We start from the raw sequence: 19120 nt of genomic DNA on the forward strand, positions 1-19120 counted from the left end.
CCCAGCACCAAACGCCCCCCTTGAATGCGCCCTCCAGCGCCCCCATAACCGGGCAAACCCAAAGGACCGCCCACATGGATGCCACGCCCGAAACCCTTGACGCCGCCTTCTGGATCACTGCCGCCTCGATCATCGGTCTGATCATGCTCTCGGCCTTTTTTTCTGGGTCGGAAACCGCGCTCACGGCTGCGTCACGGGGCAAGCTGCGGGCCGCCGCCGACAAGGGGTCCGTCGGGGCAGAGCGTGCTCTTGAGATCACCGAAGACAACGAACGGCTGATCGGCTCTGTCCTGTTGGGCAACAACCTTGTGAACATTCTCGCTACAGCGCTGGCGACGATGATCTTTACCCAAGCTCTGGGCGAAAGCGGCGTGGTCTACGCCACCGCTGTCATGACCCTTGTGGTGCTGATCTTTGCCGAGGTTTTGCCCAAGACCTATGCCATCACCAATCCGGAAACCGCCGCCGCCCGTGTGTCGGGCCCCATCGCGTTGGTTGTGCGGCTTTTCGCGCCGATGGTTTCGGCGGTACGCGTGCTGGTTCGGGCGCTTTTGCGCATTGTCGGGGTTAAGACCGATCCTGACAGCCACATTCTGGCAGTGCGCGAAGAGATTGCCGGGGCCCTGCAACTGGGCCATTCCGAAGGCGTGGTCGAAAAGGAAGACCGCGACCGCATTCTGGGCGCGCTTGATCTCAGCGACCGGACGGTCGAAGAAATCATGCTGCACCGCTCCAAGATCGAGATGCTGGATGCCAATGCGCGCCCGCAGGAGATCCTGCAACAGTGCCTTGAAAGCAGTCACACCCGCCTGCCCGTCTTCCGTGATGACCCTGAGAACATCCTTGGCGTGATCCACGCCAAGGATCTGCTGCGCGCCATGTACCGGCTGGTGGATGAGGATCAGACGATGGCCGGCGCCATTGCCGACTTCAAGGTGACGGATGTGGCGATGAAGCCCTATTTCGTGCCCGACACCACCTCTCTGGATGAACAGATGCGCCAGTTCCTGCGTCGCCGCACCCATTTTGCGCTGGTGGTGGACGAATACGGCGCGTTGCAGGGGCTGATCACGCTTGAGGACATCCTTGAGGAAATCGTCGGCGAGATCACCGATGAATTCGACCCAGATGCGGATCATCCGATCAGCAAGGCCGAGGATGGCCACTATTGGATCGACGGCCAGATGACGATCCGCGATTTCAACCGCGCGACCGACTGGAACCTGCCCGACGATGAGGCGAACACCGTCGCGGGTCTTGTGATCCACGAGGCGCAGATGATCCCGACCATGGGGCAAGTGTTCAGCTTTCACGGCTTCCGGTTCGAGGTCATGGCGCGCGAGCACAACCGGATCACCCGACTAAAGGTGCGCCCATTGGCGCCCGAGGGCAGCTGATCCTGCAGAGGTCGCCGCCGCGACAGGCAGGCAGCGACAGCCACGTTTGAACGCTCGACGTGATCGCCAACCTCCGTCAGATGATCAGCCAGAGCGCCACGCAGTGACGCGCGGCCCAGTCACGCCCGCAAGCGTTTGCCTTCGGGGTCAAATGGCGGTTCAGAAAGGATCACCGCGCCGTGGGGTTTTCCCAGCACCATGACCTCAACCCGGTCGCCCGTCCCCGCAAGACCCGCCTTGACATAACCAAGCGCCAGACTGCGCCCAACCGAATAACCATAGCCCCCCGAGGTGACGCGCCCGACGCCCTGCCCGTCGCGGAAAATCGGCTCTCCGCCGCTGGCGTCGGCGTTTGAGGCGCTGACCGCGTCCTCATCCAGCGCAAGGATCACCAGCATTTCGCGCGCGGGGTTGTCGATCACCTCCAACAGCGCCGTTTTGTTCAGGAAATCCTTGTCCAATTTGCACAGGCGCTCCAGCCCCACCTCCTGCGGCCAGTATTCGGGCGAGTATTCCCGGCTCCATGAACCATAACCCTTTTCGATGCGCAGGCTCATCAATGCGCGGCTGCCGACAGGGCCGATGTCCATGCCCTGCCCTTCGTCCAGCAGCGCCTGATACAGGCGCGCCTGATCCACCGTCGCACAGTGCAACTCCCACCCCAGATCGCCTGTGAAAGACACCCGCAACGCCAAGACGCGCACGCCCGCAATGTCGATCCAGCGGGAGGCCATAAAGGGGAAATCCTCTGTCGCCAGAGACGCATTGGTCAGCCGCGCCAACATTTCACGCGACCGCGGTCCGGCCACGTTAAAGCCGCACATCGCCTCTGTCATCGAGGTGAATTCGGTGCCTTCGGGCAACGGGATTTCGCGGAAGAACCGCAAGTGATAGCGCTCGGCCATACCGGAACCGATCACCCAGAATTCATCCTCCGCAAGTCGGGTGACCGTGAAATCGCCCGCGATGCCGCCACGCTTGCCAATCAGTGGAGTCAGACAGGACCGCCCCACCTTGCGCGGCATCCGATTGGCGAAAACCGCGTTCAGCCAGTCCTCTGCCCCCGGCCCAGCGACGCGGTATTTGGCAAAGTTCGAGATGTCGATGATGCCGCCGGTGTCGCGCAGGGCGCGCGCCTCACGCCCCACACTGTGCCACCAACCCTGCCGGGTGAACCCGGGAATGTCGGGCTGATCGGCGTCGAAATAGGCGGGATGCTCCCAACCATAGTTCAGACCGAACTTTGTGCCCATCGCCTGTTGTGCCTCATACACCGGACGCGTGCGGACAGGCCGCCCGGCCTCACGCTCTTCACCCGGAAAGTGAATCGCAAAGCGGTGGGCGTACTGGTTCTTGACCCGCGCCTTGGTGAAAGCCTCATCCGCCCAGTCCCCGAACCGCGCCATGTCCCACGGGAACATGTCGTACTGCATCTCTCCGTCGATGATCCACTGCGCCGCCATCAACCCCATACCGCCGGATTGCGAGAACCCGGGGATGATCCCGTTGCAGCAGAAATAGCCCGACAGTTCCGGCACCGGCCCCATCAGCACATTGCTGTCCGGCGACCAGATCATCGGCCCGTTGATCACCCGTTTGATCCCCGCTGACCCGACCAGGGGCACCCGGTCGATGGCGCGCATCATGTTGTCCTCGATCCGGTCCAGATCGTCGGCGAACAGCTCATGCGCAAAGTCCAGCGGTGTGCCCTCTTCGGCCCACAACCGCACGTCCCGCTCATAGGCCCCGATCAGCAGGCCCTTGCCCTCTTGCCGCAGGTAATATTCACCGTCGCGGTCCGCGACAGAGGGCAATCGGCGGTCCATCGCGGCGATCTCTGCGATGGTCTCGGTCACGAAATACTGATGCTCTGTCGGCTGCAGCGGCAGCTTGATGCCCGCCAGCGCCGCCACCTCACGCCCCCACAAACCGGCGGCGTTGATCACCCAAGGCGTGTGAATGTCACCCTTCGGAGTGCGCACGATCCATGTGCCATCCCGCTGCTGTTCGGTCGCCGTCACGGGGGTAAAGCGGTGAATCTCAGCGCCCCGCTGGCGCGCCCCCGCCGCATAGGCCGCTGTCACCCCAGAGGGATCGACGTTACCGCCATCGGGTTCGAACATGATGCAGCGAATACCGGTGAAATCGACCAAAGGATGCAGGCGCTCTGCCTCATCAACGCCGATCTCATGAAAATTCATCCCGTAGAGTTTGGCCTTGGCGGCTTGCAGTCGCAGCTGATGCTCGCGCGCCTCGGTCTGCGCAAGGTACAGTGATCCAGCCTGGAACACCCCGCAGCTTTGCCCGGTCTCGTTTTCCAGATCCTTGTAAAGGTTCATCGTATAGTGCTGAAGGCGGGAGATATTGGTGCTGTCATGCAGCCCGTGAATGTTCGCCGCTGCGTGCCATGTGGACCCTGATGTCAGCTCATCCCGCTCCAGCAGGACGCAGTCGGCCCAGCCCAGCTTGGTCAGGTGGTAAAGGATCGAACATCCGATGACGCCGCCCCCGATGACAACGGCCTGAGCGTGGCTGCGCATGACAAATCTCCCTAGGCTGCCTTGTGTCCGGACGATGCGACGGCACCGCGTGGCAAGGTTGCCGGTTTCCGACATCCGACGTCGCGGCTGCACAAGGCGCAAGCCGACCAAACTTCTGCGCGGCCCGGCCCGATGTAAATTCGGCCGCGTGCTGCAAAATTGGCGGGTGGCGCGCCCCACTGGAACCACCAGCGCCCGTTTTCGACATCTCCCGTCGCAGACGGTCTTGCACGCCGCCGCGCGCCCTGCCACCGCTAAGGCAAGCAGGTTCTGGGAGACGATCATGAAATCCACCACGCGCGTTGTTGTTATCGGGGGCGGCGTTGTCGGCTGTTCCGTCCTGTATCATCTGACCAAACTGGGTTGGTCAGATGTCATGCTTCTGGAACGGTCGGAACTGACCTCGGGATCGACATGGCATGCTGCGGGCGGATTTCACACCCTCAACGGCGATACCAACATGGCTGCGCTGCAAGGCTATACCATCCGGCTGTACCGAGAGCTGGAAGAACTGACCGGCCTGTCTTGCGGGTTACACCACGTTGGCGGCGTGACACTGGCGGACAACAAGGACCGCTTTGACATGCTGTTGGCAGAACGCGCCAAGCATCGCTACATGGGACTGGAAACCGCGATCGTCACGCCCGACGAAATCGCACAGATCGCGCCGATCGTGAACCTCGACGGCATTCTTGGCGGGCTATATGACCCGCTGGACGGGCACCTTGATCCCTCGGGGACAACCCATGCCTATGCCAAGTCCGCGCGCATGGGCGGTGCAGAAATTTGTCTTCATACCAAAGTGTTGGAAACCAAACCTCGTCCAGATGGCACTTGGGACGTGGTTACAGACAAAGGCACCATACACACCGAACATGTGGTCAACGCCGCCGGTCTTTGGGCACGTGAAGTCGGCGCTATGGCCGGTGTCTATCTGCCGCTGCACCCGATGGAACACCAATACCTGGTCACCGAAGAAACGCCCGAGATTTATGAACGCGACAGCGAGCACCCGCATGTCATGGACCCAGCCGGGGAAAGCTATCTGCGGCAAGAAGGCCGCGGGTTGTGCATCGGATTTTACGAACAACCCTGCCGCCCCTGGGCAGTGGATGGCACGCCTTGGGAGTTTGGTCACGAACTGTTGCCTGATGACTTTGACAAGATCGAACAAAGCATTGAATTTGCGTACAAACGCTTTCCTGTACTGGAACGCGCGGGGGTGAAATCGGTTATCCACGGACCATTTACCTTTGCGCCGGACGGCAACCCGCTGGTCGGCCCGATCCCAGGTTTGCGCGGCTATTGGTCCGCCTGCGGTGTCATGGCCGGGTTTAGCCAGGGTGGCGGCGTCGGCCTGATGCTGGCGCAGTGGATGGTTCATGGGGAGTGTGAACGCGACACCGGCGCGATGGATGTGGCGCGCTTTGGCGACTGGATTTCTGCGGGCTACACCCTGCCCAAAGTCATCGAAAACTACCAGAAACGGTTCTCTGTCTCCTATCCCAACGAAGAGCTTCCCGCCGCGCGACCCAACCGCACAACGCCGATGTACGATGTATTTGACGGTATGGGCGCGGTCTGGGGTGCGCAATACGGGCTAGAAGTGGTAAATTATTTTGCACCCGCCGGAGACCCGGGCTTCGAAACGCCCTCGTTCCGCCGGTCCAACGCATGGGACGCAACTGCGAATGAGGTCCGCGCCGTGCGCGAGGCGGCGGGCATTAATGAGGTGCACAACTTTGGCAAGTACCGCGTAACTGGCCCTAATGCCCGTGCATGGCTGGATCGGATCATGGCCGGCCGTATCCCCAAGATCGGGAGATTAGCATTGACCCCTATGCTGTCCCCGGCGGGACGCATCGTTGGCGATTTCACCGTCAGTTGTCTGGGAGATGCAGAGTTCCAGTTGACCGCTTCTTACGGGGCACAGGCCTACCACATGCGCTGGTTCTTGCAACATCAGGAAGACGGCGTAACCATCGAAAATATAAGTGATAAGCTGAACGGATTTCAAATCGCCGGCCCCCGTGCACGAGACATTCTGCAGGCCTGCACCCGCTCTGACCTGTCTGAAATGCGGTTCATGGATGCGCGGCGCATGGTGATCGGCATGACCGATTGCCTGGTGCAGCGCGTGTCCTACACCGGCGATCTGGGGTTTGAGGTCTACTGCGATCCGATGGCGCAACGACATCTATGGGCAACTCTTTGGGCGGCGGGCGAACCGTTTGGAATGAAACCTTTCGGCATGCGGGCGATGATGTCGCTGCGACTGGACAAGTTCTTTGGTTCCTGGGGGCGTGAGTATTCACCCGACTACACCTGCGCCGAGACGGGGCTGGACCGCTTCATAGTGTGGGCAAAGGGCGATTTCATAGGGCGTTCAGCAGCCGAGGCAGAGCGCGCTGCACCGCCGCAACGGGTATCCGTGGCCTTTGAGGTCGATGCTATGGACGCAGACGTCAACGCCTTTGAGCCAGTCTGGATAGACGGCGAGGTTCAGGGGTTTTGCACCTCTGGCGGCTACTCACACTTTGCGCAAAAATCAGTGGCTATTGCACTGATACCACGCGAAAAAGCGACCCCCGGGCTACGCGTCGACATTGAGATCCTTGGCCAGATGCGGTCCGCCAAATTGATCGCCGAACCACTGTTCGACAAGGACGGTGCAAGAATGCGCGGGTGAATGCCGCACTCGCATTGCGGCACCGCAGCATGTAGCGGTCCAAGGAGCGCGCGACACAAAAAGTTGCGGATGCGACACAACATGCGCCACATTCTTGCGTTACCTGTGGTAAGGTCTGCGTCATGCTGAATATTGCGATTCTCATCCCCGCCGCAGGCGCGTCGTCACGAATGCGCGGACTGGACAAATTGACGGAAAACATCGACGGCTTGCCGCTCTTGCGGCGGCAGGCTTTGCGGGCGAAGGCCACGGGTGCCCATGTAGCAGTCACGCTGCCAGACTGGAATCACCCGCGCGCCGCGGTCCTCCAAGGGTTGCCGGTGCAAGTGATTGAGGTGCCGGATTCAGATTTGGGCATGTCTGCCTCGATCCGCCGGGGTGTGGGATTCCTTCCGCGTGATATCACGGCGGTGGTCATCCTACCTGCCGACATGCCGGAGATTGAAACCGAGGATATTCAGAAGCTTATCCAGAGTTTTCAATCCACCCCTTACCCGATGTTACAGCAGGCCACGACCGAGGATGGAACGCCAGGTCATCCGGTGCTTTTCCCTGCGGATTGCTTCATGGCTTTGCAAACCTTGACCGGTGACCATGGTGCGCGTGAGATCCTGCGAATGAATGCACACCGATTGCGGCACGTCGTACTGCCCGGTCGCCGGGCCTTGATCGATCTGGACACGCCGGAAGCATGGACAGCCTGGCGCGAAGCCCACAAAGACACCTGCCTGATCGGATAAAACCCTCTACGACAGCATGTTAGCAGGTGCGGTTTCTGTGATCAGTGAAGCCGTACATGTTTCTGCATGACCCGCCGTACCGCAGAGCCGATAAATTCACGTTTTGACCAAACCTCACAGACCTGTGCGGCTTGCGCCTTGGCGTACATAAATGGTGAGGGAAAATCGCTGACAATGATCACCGGAACATGGTTGAGGGTCTTGTCCGCATTCAGTTCGGATAGAAAATCGACCCCCATTCCATCTGGCAGGGCGTTGTCGAGAAACAGGATCGACACGTTTTCCGACCGAAGACGCGCGCGCGCCTCACCCAGATTGCGGGCAACGATCAGCGGCATCTCTGGGCAGTGCTTTGCCATCACTCGGCGCATCATGCGCCTGTCGAATTCAACATCATCCACAATCAAGCAGACCTGATCCCCAGACATTTCAATCACCTTTGAGAACGCCAGCCCGCATCTGTCACAGAAACCGTTTTAGATTTCGTAAACCGTTAAATTTGCACTGAAACTCTGGCGCTCCAACGCAAACAAAAACGGGGCGGCACAAGGCCGCCCCGTCTTCTGGTCTTCCGTTCCGGACGCAAGGATCGCGCCCCGGAACAGCGCTGCATATTTCGTTCCGGGAACCCCGGTTATTTGGTCAAAAGCGCGGCTTCGTGCTTTTTCAGCGACCGGCGCGCCGAGGCATAAGCCTTGAGGCCCTCTGCGTGCTCGAGTTCCGGGAAGAGCTCCAGAATCTCTTGACGCTGCGCATTGCCGATCCCTTTGAGGCTATAGTCGCCGGGCTGGAAGCTTTCGGTCCACGCACCGTTCGACAGGATCACCTCATGGCCTTCGAACATCACATGGATGTAGGCAACGCCATTGGCCTCAACCTCATCAACACCGTCCAGACTGGTCAGGTGTTTAGCCGCAACCAGAACCTCACGCTCTTCGAAATAGAGCGCCGTCTTGTCGTTGGCCACCAGAACGCGGTGGTTGGGTGACACCAGCATGTCATGTTCGGGCAGGTTGTTGCCCAAGGCACCCTGCTGGATCAGGATCGGTTTAAAGTGCGGCTTGCGCGCCAGATCAAAGCCAGTCAGGTCCTTGCGGCCGACCCATTTAATCTCTTGGATGCCGTTGTCACGGGTGATGACTCGGTCGCCGACGGCCAGATCCTCGACCAGACGTTCGCCCTGCGGCGTCGCAATCAGCGTGCCGGGGGTAAAGCAGGGTACGATTTCCTCAATCTCGAAAAAGTCCATGGTGCCGGTGACAGCGCCAGACCCGTCGAGGAATTCGATGGTTCCGTCCAGACCGTTACCGTTGCTGTCTGCCACTTCGTTGACCAGACGCCAATCGACACCCTCGGCTCCCACACCAGACAGGTCCAGAATGTCGTAGTCCTGGTTGGGCGGATCTTCAGGGTTGGTCTGATCGACAAACCCACCCGAGCCACCGTCAACTGTGTCACCAATACCGTCAGCCGCGCTGTCGACGATGATCACATCCCGATCCGACCCGCCGCTGATGCTGTCGACCCCCGACCCGCCGTTCAGCGTGTCATTGCCTTGTCCGCCGATCAGCACATCATTGTCGTTGCCACCCATCAGGATGTCATCGTCAATGCCGCCATCCAACGTGTCATTGCCCGACCCGCCTTGCAACGTGTCGTCATCGTCGCCACCGATCAACGAGTCGTCACCCAGGAAACCCTGCAGCAAGTCACGGTCGTTTTCGGTGTTGGGGTCGATGTCGTCGGTCAGTTCCAGAGACGCAAAGTTGGAGCCATCCAGCGTATCGTTGCCCTGACCGCCGTCCAGAGTGTCCGACCCGTGCGAGCCAATCAATAGGTCGTCGCCCTGCCCGCCCATGATCGAGTCGTCGTCGATACCGCCATCCAGCGTATCGTTCCCGCCGCCGCCGTCGATAGTGTCTGCGTCGTCGCCAGTGGCAATGGAATCGTCACCAAGGTTGCCTTCGACGTAGTCGCGTCCGTCTTCCGTGTTCGGGTCAGATGTGAAGCCAAGCCCATTCAACGGTGTGCCGGGTGCAAACGACGGGTCGTCGCCTTCGTAGTCAGAGAAGGTGTCGGTGCCAGCGATGATCGTGTCGTTGCCACTGCCGCCAAAGATGGTGTCAGCGCCCTGCACATCAAACAGAGAGTCATCGCCGCCGCCCAGTTCGACATAGTCGTTGTCGATGCCCGGATTCACGGTGTCGTTGCCACCGCCGGCCAGAATGGTATCGGCGTCGTCGCCGGTTTCGATCAATTCGTCCGTACCGTCGCCGACAATGCTGTCAAGATCGTCCAGCGGATCGGGGTCTTGATCAAGCCCATTCAGCGGGTCAAGCAGCTGATCGCCGGGCGCAACCGGGAAGACATCGGTGTCGATGCGCGGTTCAGCGTCGTCGGTGACTTCGACCGTCACCGTGGCCTCGTCCGTGTCGATGCCGTCGGTGATTGTGTAGGTGAACGTATCCGTCCCAGTGTAGCCTGGATTCGGCGTATAGGTCACCGTCCCGTCGCCATTCAGCACCGCAGTGCCGTTGGTTGCAGGCGTGACGCCAGTTACGGTTAGCGGATCGCCATCCGGGTCCGTGTCGTTGTCGCGCGGATCCAGCGTCACAGGCTCACCGACGGTGGTGGTTGCCGTGTCATCAACCGCGTCCGGCGGGCCGTTGTCCACGTCTACAGTTGAGAATTCGATATCAGTGATAGTCACGCCCTGTTGGCTGACAGCGCCGTTGGCATATTCAATCTGGATGCTGGCCACTGGTCCCGTGATCTCGACCAGAACAGAGGTCGTGGCGTCTTCGAAACCGGTTTCGGGCGTTCCAGTCAGATCCCCACCCGCGTTGGTGACACCGGACCCTAGCGTTAGCGTGACTGGAACCGGATTGCCATCTGGGTCAAGCGCGGTAACGTTGACAACATCCTGGAAACCGCCGCCCGCTTCGGCAAAATCGCCGCCCACGCCGGTGTCGATGTCATTGATGCGGAACGAAACATTTTGCGCCGCGTCGGAATACAACGAAGTGTCCGTGGCACGAAAGTCCAGCACGGTGGTCGATGTATCACTCGCCGCGCCTGTGCCTTCTCCGAACAGTTTCAGAAATGACTGGTTCGAAAATGTCTCATCCGGAGCAACGTAGCCGGGCGCGTTGAAGGTAAAGGCGCTGCTGCCCGCGCTCAGCCCGTCGTAAGAAATGTCGACAGCGACGCCGCCGGTATCAACACTGGCAGAAACACCACCGTCTGCGTCTGCCAGGTTGGTGCCAAACGGACCCAATGCACCCCATTCCAAGACCAAATCAGCCATATTACGACCCTCTTTCACTTCAAATGGGGGCATGCCCCGTGCGCAGTAGCGCCGACAATGCGCGCAGCACCGCCCAATTCATTACTTGCTCGCCAAGTTGCGTCGATACGAAGTGATCGCGGTGCTCCCTGTCGCGTCAAAGCGCGAAAAGAGATGCCATTTCGGCACGGATGGATTCTCCATCCTCGCTTCACTTCGCATCGCAAGATGCGAGCGGTTCAGCGGCCGCCCCCGTGGCCTGCAGACTTCACCCCCCAGTTGGGCTTGGGGAAATCATTAAGGCGCGCCCTTCATTCAGAGAAGTGGAAAATTGTACAAAGAGGGGCAATTGCGCCCTTTCCTCGCCAACTTTCGGCGAATTCGCCTTGAAATTGCCCCCATTTGATCACGCAACTTTTTCCAAAATGGAAACGTTCAAACACAACATTTAGCGCCTATCAACAGCAAGCCCCCAAATGATGCGCTTACCGACCAAACTGAAAGCTAACTGTTCAGATTCCGAGAACCTTGCCGCACGCCGCATTTCGGCCCCATGGGTTGCCTTTTTGTCGCCACATTTTTGCTGGCACTGTCCGCACTCACGCACCAATCCTGCAACCCTTGCGCGATTGGACAATGCAGACACCAGACATCGGGGCAGGAAGTACGAATCATTCGACGAAAATGTCGATTTTGCCCCGATGCCCTTCCATTTCGCTCCGCCACATCAATTCTGCGAAAAAGCCTTAGTTGCGCACCCTGTCTGACGTACGGTGATGTCATGCCCTATTCCGCCCTTCCGACGCCGGCCTTCTGGAAGCGATGCCGCGACAGCGCGGACTTTAGTCTGGATGCGTTATATGCCCCCAAGGTCGCCCTGCACCCCGGGCTGCGGATCGCCACGGCGGGCAGTTGTTTTGCCCAGAACATCGCCACCTACGTCCGCGCTTCGACCCTGACACTGGTCGATGCAGAGCCCGCACCGGCACTGATGCCCGCCGACGTCGCCCGGCGGTACGGCTACGGTCTTTTCTCGGCGCGCTACGGCAACGTCTACACCGCACGCCAGTTGCGCCAGTTTCTGGAGGACGCAGAAAACGCAACCGTGCACGACGCGGCCGTATGGCGGCGCGGAGACGCCTGGATCGACGCACTGCGGCCCAACGTGGAACCCGATGGGTTTCAGACTGAGGCCGAGTTATGTGCCTTTCGCCGGGATCACCTGCGCCGGGTGCGTGCAATGTTCGACGAAACGGATGTTTTTGTTTTTACACTCGGGTTGACCGAATGCTGGGCAGATCGCGCCACTGGGCTGGTCTTTCCCACCGCGCCGGGCGTGCTAGGCGGGCATTTCGATCCTGATCAGCACGTCTTCGTCAACCAGAGCTTTGCCGAGGTTCATGAAGACCTGACAGAGGCTATCGCGCGGATGCGCCTTTGGAACCCGGAACTGAAGGTGTTGCTGACCGTCTCGCCCGTGCCGCTGACAGCCACCGCCAGCGGGGATCACATCCTGTCGGCGACCACCTACTCCAAATCCGTGTTACGCGCCGTCGCCGGAGAGGTCGCCGCACTGGACCCGGACATAGACTATGTGCCGTCTTATGAGATCATCACCGGCAACCCCTTTGGCGCTCAGTTCTACAACGACAACCTGCGCACCGTGACAGCCGAGGGTGTGGCAACGGTCATGTCGGTCTTCTTTGGCGCGCATCCCGAATTGGGTGGCGTTCCACGCCCGGACATCGTGATCTCTGACCCGCAATCTGAACCGGCACCGCAAGAAGACATCTGCGAAGAGGCCCTGTTGGAAGCATTCGCATCGCCGGAGCAAATCCGTTGAAGCTTTGCCTGATCGGCGACTCGCACGCGGCAATGTTGATTGCGGCGCACCGGCTGGACCCGGCAGGCGAAAACCTGACGGTCTTTGCCAAACCCGGACTGGTGGCCGGGGACATTGCGTTGGACGGCCCCCGACTGCGTGCCGCATCTGTGGACATGCACGCAAGGCTGGCCGAGATGGGCATGCCAGACACATTGAACCTTGCCGATTTCGACGCAGTTGCGATTGCCGGGCTTGTGCCCTCGGCCTTTGCAGCTGCTCGCCTGCAACAGGGGCACAGTGTCACTGGCTGGCCATCGGGCGCGCATTCCATTGCAAAAGCTCTCACCGACGCACCCGCGGCCAAGACCCGACCACTGTTGAGCCGCGCCGCCTATGTCGCCTCACTAACCGGACTCTGCCAGACCTCACTGGCCGCGCGGATCGCGTCTATTGCGCCTTGCCCGGTTGTTGTGATCGCTCAGCCGTTCCCTTCGGACGCCTTGTTGGACAAGGACGGGACGTATCCCATCTTTCGCCGCCTGCTGCGCCATGGCGACGGTTCGGCGCTGGCCGCTGATCTGATCACGGCGCATCGCGCAGGGCTCACCCCGCTTTCCGGCACCACCTACCTGCCGCAACCGGCCGACACGCTGTCCCACGGATGCCTGACACAGGCCGGTTTCATGCGGGGCGGGCCACGGCTGTCCAATGGCACCCGGCAGGACAGCAATGACGTGTTGCACGGCAACGCAGCACTGGGCGCACGCCTGCTAAGCGACCTGCGAGCAATCTTGGCCAGACCCGGTTAAACCGCCTCAAATCCTTAACACTCTCGTCAAGACTCCAAAGGCTGCGTTAAGGACCGCTTGCCAAATTCCCCTTTGTGGGAATTTGGAGGTGAGTTGTGGGAACCCCCATTATCGTGCTGGCCGGGCAAAGCAATGCTGGCCGGATCGCCGGTGAGGTTCAGGATGCGCTGGACGCCACCTATGGCGCAGGGAAATACATCTTGGTACGCGCCTATTCGTCCGGCGCGCCACTGACCAGCGCGCGCGATGGCAAAACAGACTGGCAAACCCCCGGCGAGATGCGCGCTGTCATTGTCGACGAAACCGTGGCCGCGCTGCGCGCGACGCCGGACGGCTATGTCGCCGGGGTGATCTGGGTGCAGGGAGAAGGCGACACCGATGAATCGGGCACGCCGGGCGACTATGCCCCCGATTTCCATGCGCTGATGTCAGAGTTCCGCGCAGAGGTCGCCTCGGACATGGGCAACCGCCTCACCGGGGTCGAAGATGCGCCCATCGTGATTTCCGGTCTGTCCGACTACGCCCCTGCCGCCCCCGAGCGTCAGTTCTGGGACGCCATACAGGCAGAGCTGATAGGCTTGGGTGCTGACAACGCCGGGATCGTCACCGTGCAACCGGATCTTGTCCTGACCGCCGCAGGCATCGCACCCGCCCAGATGTTCACAGACGGATTGCACTATTCGGACGCCGCCAGCGTGGCCTTGGCCGACAATCTAGTTAGCGCGCTGGTCCAGATGGACACGCAAGGCGGCGAAGGAGGCGCAAACACCCAAGGCACCTCTGGTGCAGATCGACTTGTGGGCACCAGCGGCAACGACATCTTTATCGTGGACCACAGCGGCGACACCATCGTCGAGGCCGACAACGCCGGTATTGATCTTGTTCGGGCATCCGTTTCTTTTGCGCTGCGCGACTACGGCATGTCTCTGGAAAACCTAACCTTGCTGGGCAATGCCGACCTCAGTGGCACCGGCAACGGCGCAGACAACATCCTGACAGGCAACAGCGGCAACAATGCGCTGAACGGTGCCTGGGGCGATGATGTGATCTATGGCATGGCCGGCGACGACACCTTGCAGGATACCAACGGCACCGACACCCTGATCGGCGGCACTGGGGACGACGTCTATTTCGTGGACGACGCAAACGACGTCGTGATCGAATACAAGGGTCAGGGCCACGACCTGATCAATTCGTCTGTCTCCTACCGTCTCTGGGCCGATGCCCCAGAGGTCGAGGATCTGATCCTGACCGGCAGTGACAATATCGACGGCGCAGGCAATGGCTATGACAACCACATCATCGGCAACGCGGGTGCCAATTTTTTGGACGGCGCGCGCGGGCGCGATCTGCTGGAGGGCGGTGGCGGAGCGGATACTCTGTTGGGACAGACCGGGGCCGATACTCTGCTGGGTCAGGATGGCGACGATGTGCTGTATGGCGATCATGAGGACGGTGCATCGACCACCTATGCCGGGCAGGCCTTTCGCCTCTATCAGGCGACCCTAGCGCGGGCGCCCGATGCCAATGGCTATGGCTTTTGGACCGAACAACTGGCGGATGGGGCCAATTACTTCAACGTCATTACCGGCTTTGTCCAAAGCCCCGAGTTTCAGGCCACCTACGGGTCGCTCTCAGACGATGCCTTTGTCGAAATGCTATATAACAACGTGCTGGACCGCGCCTCTGACGCAAACGGCAAGGCGGTCTGGCAGGCGTATCTGGACGATGGGGCAACGCGTGAATTTGTGGTGTCACACTTTGCCGAAAGCCCCGAATTCCAGCGCATGATGGAACAGGATCTAGAGGCATGGACCCGCGCGCTTGGCCCCGATGACGTGCTGGACCCCGGTGCCGGGGATTCCACCTTGTCGGGCGGAGACTTGTCCGACACTTTCGTCTTCAGACCCTCCTCGGATGGCACCCATATCATCACCGACTTTGAAGCATGGGACGTTCTGGACCTTGTTGCCTTTGGCTATGCTGACGCCAACGCCGCCCGGTCAAAGTTTTACCAACAGGGCGACGATCTGATCTTTGACGATGAAGGCGTGACCATTGTCCTGCAAGACGCGACCATGGATGCGCTCAGCGATCAGGGCCTGATGATCTGAAAGGATCAAGGGTCGGGGCGATCAGCCGCCCTGCCCGTCCATTCGATCCTTCAGAAACTGGCGAATGTCCAACAGTGATTTCTCATCCATCGAAACGTAGACCAGCTCCATGTTCACCCGCTCGCGCACCATTTCACCCGGAAAAGGTAAATAGCTTAGTTCGCGCGACCCGAAGGACGGTGAGGCCGTGCCCACCTGCCACTCGGTCTTCAACTCCACATCCACCAGTTTCAGCGCCGTATCGCTGCCCGCGCCGGGCCGCTCGAACGGGACACCGGCCAGTCGCAGATACGACGCTTTGTCAGCGGCCTGCACAAAGCCGTCGATGAACTGCGTCGCCAGCACCTGCAATTCCGCCGCTTGATCCTCGGGTTTGAGATGGCTGTGCAGGTGGTCGTGATCATGTGGGTGGTTGTGATCATGCGGGTGGTGATGGTGGCCGATATGGCCGTTCACGATGTCATGCGGCATCGGTTTCATCCTCCAGTTCAAAGACCTTAAGCGCAGTATTCAGCGCATTGATCGCGGCCGGCAGCCCGCCATACAGCGACATCTGCCAGATTGCCTCAGCGATTTCCTCACGGCTCAGCCCCGCCTTGCGCCCGCCTGTGATATTTACCGCCAGTTGCGGCGCGGTTTGGCCGCCAAGGGCGGTCAGCGCCGCGATGGTGGCCAAATAGCGGTCGCGTAGCGGCAGGCCGGGGCGCGCGTATTGCTGGCCATAGGCGTAGTCGACCACGGTTTGCGCCATGCCCGGCAAGAGGTGGCCATAGCGCTGCGTCAACGCCTCCTCCATGCCGGGGTTCAACTGTTCGGACAGCTTGCGGCCGGTTTCCAATGTCTCTGACACGTCGTTTACCGTTTTGTCCGGCCGTGCCAGCGTTTGCCCTCGAATTCGCCATGCGGGATGGCGACAGGCTTGTCGATATGACGAGTGTGCTTGCCCATATTGCCGCTGGCGACAAGGCTGCCCAGCACATCAACAATGACCCGCGTGCCCATCAGCGCGGTAATGTCTGACGTGTCATAGGGGGGCGACACCTCGACCAGTTCCATGCCGCAGATCCCCTCTGCCGCGACTTTGGACGCCAGCGCCAAGGCCTCACGCGGCAGGAAACCACCCGGTTCCGGCCAGCCGGTTCCGGGAACAAAACCACAGTCAATGCTGTCGATATCAAATGACATGTAGACCATGTCGACCCCGTCCCAGGCCATTTCCAGCGCCATTTCTGCCGTCTTTTCGATGCCCATCTTTTCCATGTCGCCCATGGTGATGATGTTGGTCTCGCGGTCCCGCGCGACCTTGACCGCCTCACGCGGCACCTGCCAGCCGCCGATGCCGACCTGCACAAGGTTCTTGGCGGGCACGTTCGGCAACAAGGTGGAATGGAACCACGGTGTCGTGTGCATCCGCTCATCCAGATCCTTTTCCTGAATGTCGGCGTGGCGGTCAAAATGGACGATGCCGATCTTTTTCGAAGTACATTCCGCGATACCGCGCACGCAGGGAAAGCCGATCGAATGGTCTCCTCCGATCATCACCGGCAAGGAGCCGCTGGAAAACACATGGCTGACGGCGCGGCTGATCTGGTCAAAGGATTTCTCAAGGTTCGCCGGGATGGTGAACACATCGCCCGCGTCACACAGGGTCATCTGCTCGCGCAGATCCACCCCCAGTTCATAGTTGTACGGCGTATACAGCGCGCTGATCTTGCGCAGCCCCTGCGGACCAAACCGCGTGCCGGGGCGATAGGTGGTGCCGCCGTCAAAGGGAATGCCAAGGATCGTGGCGTCGTAGTCGCCGACCTCTGTCACATCCTCTGCATAGGGCGCTTTGAGGAAGGTATTGATGCCCGCGAAATGCGGCAGTTCCCCGCGCGCAAATGTGGGGATCGACTTGTCCTCGATGCTGTCGGCCCCGGTCAGTCCCATGCGCAGCGCCCAACGGCGTTCTTCGTCCCATCGGCCTTCGGGCAGATCCGCCTCGGCCTTCATCGATTTCCAGCCTTGCAGTTTGGTCAGGTCCGGGTGGTGGGCACGGCGGTCCGTGCCGATCAGGTCGGCAGGATGGTGAGACCGGCGGCGGTCAGCGGGGGTGCAAAACATGGGTGCGCTCCTTGAGTGTCTGAAAGGGGATGCCATCATCGCGGGCATCGAAATCATAGGTGATCGTGGCGGCGTTCTTTTCTGGGTCGGTCGCGTCCCAGACCGGTTTGTCAAAGGCCCAGACGCGATCCCCCAGCTTGAACGCCTCGCCCAAATCATGGGTGATCATGAAAATGGTCATGCCGCTTTGATCCCGCAGTTCCTGCAGGAAATCGTGCATGACAATCTTGGTGCCCGGATCCAACGCGCCAAAAGGTTCGTCCAGCAACAGGATCTTGGGCTCACCAGCCAGCGCCTGCGCGATGGCCAGACGTTGCAGCATTCCGCCCGACAAATCGGCGGGGTATTGATCCGCCACATGCTCCAGCCCGATGCGGGCCAACGTGGCGCGGGCCTTGTCGCGTTCTTCGGCCCGGTCGGCGCGGCTCAACCGTCCCCAAAAGGACGACCGGAACGCGCGCGGCGCGATCAAGTTGTTCAGAACCGTTTGATGTGGCAGCACCGAATAGCGTTGAAACACAATGCCATGGTCGCGCCCCGGTTCGCGCGCCATGGGGGCGCCGTCGATGTGGATTTCACCGCGCGTGGGTTGCTCCTGCGCCAATAGCAGCCGCAGAAAGGTGGTCTTGCCACAGCCTGAGGCACCGACAATGGAGACAAACTGCCCCTTCGGCACACTGACATCGATGTTTTCAATGATGGTGCGTTTGCCATAGGTTTTGGACAGGCCCTTGATGGTGACGTAGCTCATAGCGCCTCTCCATCCCAAGGGAACGCTCGCTTGGACAGCATCCGCAGCGCCAGATCCAGTAAGAAGGCCAGCAGGGTTATCCAGACGACGTAGGTCAGGATCACGTCCATCGCCAAATATCGCCGCACCAGAAAGATGCGGTAGCCCAGCCCCTGATCCGACGCGATGGCCTCTGCGGCAATCAGAAACAACCACGCGGGCCCCAGCGACAGCCGCACCGCGGCAATCAGGCGGGGCAGCACCTGCGGCAGGACCACATGCAGCGCGATGGCAGTGGAACTCGCCCCCAGTGTCTGGGCCTTGACGAATTGTTCGCTGGGCAGGTCAATCACCCGCTGCGACATGTCGCGGATCAGGAAGGGGGTGATGCCAATGACAATCAGCGCCACCTTGGACACCTCACCCAGCCCCAGCAGGATAAACAGGACCGGCAGGATTGCCAGCGGCGGCACCATAGAGACCACCGACACAAATGGCGCAAAGCTCTTGCGCAGGTAGGGCAACATGCCGATGCCGATACCAGTTATCAGCGCCGTGGTTGCCGCGATCAGCACCCCCAATGCCAGACGACGCAGACTGGCGAACGTGTCGTTCCAGAACAGGATCTCTCCGGACCGGCGGTCAGCTTCGGTCAGCAGCCGTTCGGCGGTGGATAGGATTGTCGTGGGCGCGGGCAACAGCTTGTCCTGCGGGTTCACCGCCAGCCGCATTTCCGATCCGATCATGTAGACGATCAGCACTGCGACAAAGGGCACGGCGGCCAACAGAATGGCCAAGGCCGGTCCCGGTTTTCGATTGATCCAGCGCATGGTGATCCTCGGCGGGCAGAGGCCCCGGATCAGGTCCGGGGCGCGGTTCGTCGT

The 19120-nt window shown here is 60.5% G+C and carries 14 protein-coding genes; 6 read left to right on the plus strand and 8 right to left on the minus strand.

Going from position 1 to position 19120, the window contains the following annotated elements:
- The first annotated feature begins 74 nt into the window (after window positions 1-74).
- Complete coding sequence (locus tag ANTHELSMS3_RS17895; protein WP_094036066.1) at window positions 75-1397, plus strand: HlyC/CorC family transporter; 1323 nt, start codon at window positions 75-77, stop codon at window positions 1395-1397.
- A gap of 119 nt (window positions 1398-1516) precedes the next feature.
- On the opposite strand, the gene ANTHELSMS3_RS17900 is transcribed toward ANTHELSMS3_RS17895, so the two are convergent.
- Complete coding sequence (locus ANTHELSMS3_RS17900; RefSeq protein WP_094036067.1) at window positions 1517-3937, minus strand: GcvT family protein; 2421 nt, start codon at window positions 3935-3937, stop codon at window positions 1517-1519.
- A 283-nt stretch (window positions 3938-4220) separates the two neighbouring features.
- Between ANTHELSMS3_RS17900 and ANTHELSMS3_RS17905 the strand changes: the two genes are divergently transcribed.
- Both ANTHELSMS3_RS17905 and ANTHELSMS3_RS17910 read left to right on the plus strand, forming a co-directional pair.
- Window positions 4221-6626, plus strand: coding sequence for a GcvT family protein (locus ANTHELSMS3_RS17905; RefSeq protein ID WP_094037219.1), 2406 nt, complete (start codon window positions 4221-4223; stop codon window positions 6624-6626).
- 122 nt (window positions 6627-6748) lie between these two features.
- Window positions 6749-7366 carry a nucleotidyltransferase family protein gene (locus tag ANTHELSMS3_RS17910; RefSeq protein ID WP_094036068.1) on the plus strand — a complete coding sequence of 206 codons (618 nt, stop codon included), beginning with the start codon at window positions 6749-6751 and terminating at the stop codon, window positions 7364-7366.
- 41 nt (window positions 7367-7407) lie between these two features.
- Here the strand turns inward: ANTHELSMS3_RS17910 and ANTHELSMS3_RS17915 are convergent, their stop codons facing one another.
- Both ANTHELSMS3_RS17915 and ANTHELSMS3_RS17920 read right to left on the minus strand, forming a co-directional pair.
- A complete protein-coding gene (locus tag ANTHELSMS3_RS17915; RefSeq protein ID WP_094037220.1) occupies window positions 7408-7794 on the minus strand; it encodes a response regulator in 387 nt (128 codons plus the stop codon).
- A gap of 206 nt (window positions 7795-8000) precedes the next feature.
- The gene (locus ANTHELSMS3_RS17920) at window positions 8001-10673 is read right to left on the minus strand and encodes a Hint domain-containing protein (protein WP_254694771.1); all 2673 of its coding nucleotides are present in this window, start codon (window positions 10671-10673) and stop codon (window positions 8001-8003) included.
- A 760-nt stretch (window positions 10674-11433) separates the two neighbouring features.
- Between ANTHELSMS3_RS17920 and ANTHELSMS3_RS17925 the strand changes: the two genes are divergently transcribed.
- The 3 genes from ANTHELSMS3_RS17925 (at window position 11434) to ANTHELSMS3_RS17935 (ending at window position 15400) form a co-directional block, all read left to right on the plus strand.
- Entirely contained in the window at window positions 11434-12495 is a 1062-nt protein-coding gene (locus ANTHELSMS3_RS17925; RefSeq protein ID WP_157733561.1) for a GSCFA domain-containing protein, read from the plus strand.
- Window positions 12492-13286 carry a hypothetical protein gene (locus tag ANTHELSMS3_RS17930; RefSeq protein WP_094036071.1) on the plus strand — a complete coding sequence of 265 codons (795 nt, stop codon included), beginning with the start codon at window positions 12492-12494 and terminating at the stop codon, window positions 13284-13286. The genes ANTHELSMS3_RS17925 and ANTHELSMS3_RS17930 overlap by 4 nt, the downstream gene beginning before the upstream one ends.
- A 95-nt stretch (window positions 13287-13381) precedes the next feature.
- Window positions 13382-15400 (plus strand): DUF4214 domain-containing protein, encoded by a 2019-nt coding sequence (locus tag ANTHELSMS3_RS17935; RefSeq protein WP_157733562.1) that lies wholly within the window; start codon window positions 13382-13384, stop codon window positions 15398-15400.
- A gap of 21 nt (window positions 15401-15421) precedes the next feature.
- Here the strand turns inward: ANTHELSMS3_RS17935 and ANTHELSMS3_RS17940 are convergent, their stop codons facing one another.
- From ANTHELSMS3_RS17940 to ANTHELSMS3_RS17960, 5 genes are read right to left on the minus strand one after another with little or no spacing between them, the layout of a single operon-like run.
- On the minus strand, window positions 15422-15871 hold the full coding sequence (locus ANTHELSMS3_RS17940) for a hypothetical protein (protein ID WP_094036073.1): 450 nt from the start codon (window positions 15869-15871) through the stop codon (window positions 15422-15424).
- Window positions 15861-16250: a carboxymuconolactone decarboxylase family protein gene (locus tag ANTHELSMS3_RS17945; RefSeq protein ID WP_094036074.1), complete on the minus strand. Its 390-nt coding sequence runs from the start codon at window positions 16248-16250 to the stop codon at window positions 15861-15863. Before ANTHELSMS3_RS17945 ends, ANTHELSMS3_RS17940 begins: the two co-directional genes overlap by 11 nt.
- Window positions 16251-16255: 5 nt before the next feature.
- A complete protein-coding gene (locus ANTHELSMS3_RS17950) occupies window positions 16256-17506 on the minus strand; it encodes an agmatinase family protein (protein ID WP_094036075.1) in 1251 nt (416 codons plus the stop codon).
- Window positions 17487-18257, minus strand: coding sequence for an ATP-binding cassette domain-containing protein (locus ANTHELSMS3_RS17955; protein WP_094036076.1), 771 nt, complete (start codon window positions 18255-18257; stop codon window positions 17487-17489). The genes ANTHELSMS3_RS17950 and ANTHELSMS3_RS17955 overlap by 20 nt, the downstream gene beginning before the upstream one ends.
- Window positions 18254-19066: an ABC transporter permease gene (locus ANTHELSMS3_RS17960; RefSeq protein WP_094036077.1), complete on the minus strand. Its 813-nt coding sequence runs from the start codon at window positions 19064-19066 to the stop codon at window positions 18254-18256. The genes ANTHELSMS3_RS17955 and ANTHELSMS3_RS17960 overlap by 4 nt, the downstream gene beginning before the upstream one ends.
- Between the last annotated feature and the right edge of the window lie 54 nt (window positions 19067-19120).

It is taken from the genome of Antarctobacter heliothermus, assembly GCF_002237555.1.
GTDB classification, from domain to species: domain Bacteria; phylum Pseudomonadota; class Alphaproteobacteria; order Rhodobacterales; family Rhodobacteraceae; genus Antarctobacter; species Antarctobacter heliothermus_B.

Excerpts from the sequence above, each read along its gene's own strand:
- ANTHELSMS3_RS17955 (WP_094036076.1), bottom strand. The coding sequence starts at position 18,257 with ATGAGCTACGTCACCATCAAGGGCCTGTCCAAAACCTATGGCAAACGC.
- ANTHELSMS3_RS17915 (WP_094037220.1), bottom strand. The coding sequence starts at position 7,794 with ATGTCTGGGGATCAGGTCTGCTTGATTGTGGATGATGTTGAATTCGAC.
- ANTHELSMS3_RS17895 (WP_094036066.1), top strand. The coding sequence starts at position 75 with ATGGATGCCACGCCCGAAACCCTTGACGCCGCCTTCTGGATCACTGCC.
- ANTHELSMS3_RS17910 (WP_094036068.1), top strand. The coding sequence starts at position 6,749 with ATGCTGAATATTGCGATTCTCATCCCCGCCGCAGGCGCGTCGTCACGA.
- ANTHELSMS3_RS17960 (WP_094036077.1), bottom strand. The coding sequence starts at position 19,066 with ATGCGCTGGATCAATCGAAAACCGGGACCGGCCTTGGCCATTCTGTTG.
- ANTHELSMS3_RS17925 (WP_157733561.1), top strand. The coding sequence starts at position 11,434 with ATGCCCTATTCCGCCCTTCCGACGCCGGCCTTCTGGAAGCGATGCCGC.
- ANTHELSMS3_RS17900 (WP_094036067.1), bottom strand. The coding sequence starts at position 3,937 with ATGCGCAGCCACGCTCAGGCCGTTGTCATCGGGGGCGGCGTCATCGGA.
- ANTHELSMS3_RS17920 (WP_254694771.1), bottom strand. The coding sequence starts at position 10,673 with ATGGCTGATTTGGTCTTGGAATGGGGTGCATTGGGTCCGTTTGGCACC.
- ANTHELSMS3_RS17950 (WP_094036075.1), bottom strand. The coding sequence starts at position 17,506 with ATGTTTTGCACCCCCGCTGACCGCCGCCGGTCTCACCATCCTGCCGAC.
- ANTHELSMS3_RS17940 (WP_094036073.1), bottom strand. The coding sequence starts at position 15,871 with ATGCCGCATGACATCGTGAACGGCCATATCGGCCACCATCACCACCCG.
- ANTHELSMS3_RS17905 (WP_094037219.1), top strand. The coding sequence starts at position 4,221 with ATGAAATCCACCACGCGCGTTGTTGTTATCGGGGGCGGCGTTGTCGGC.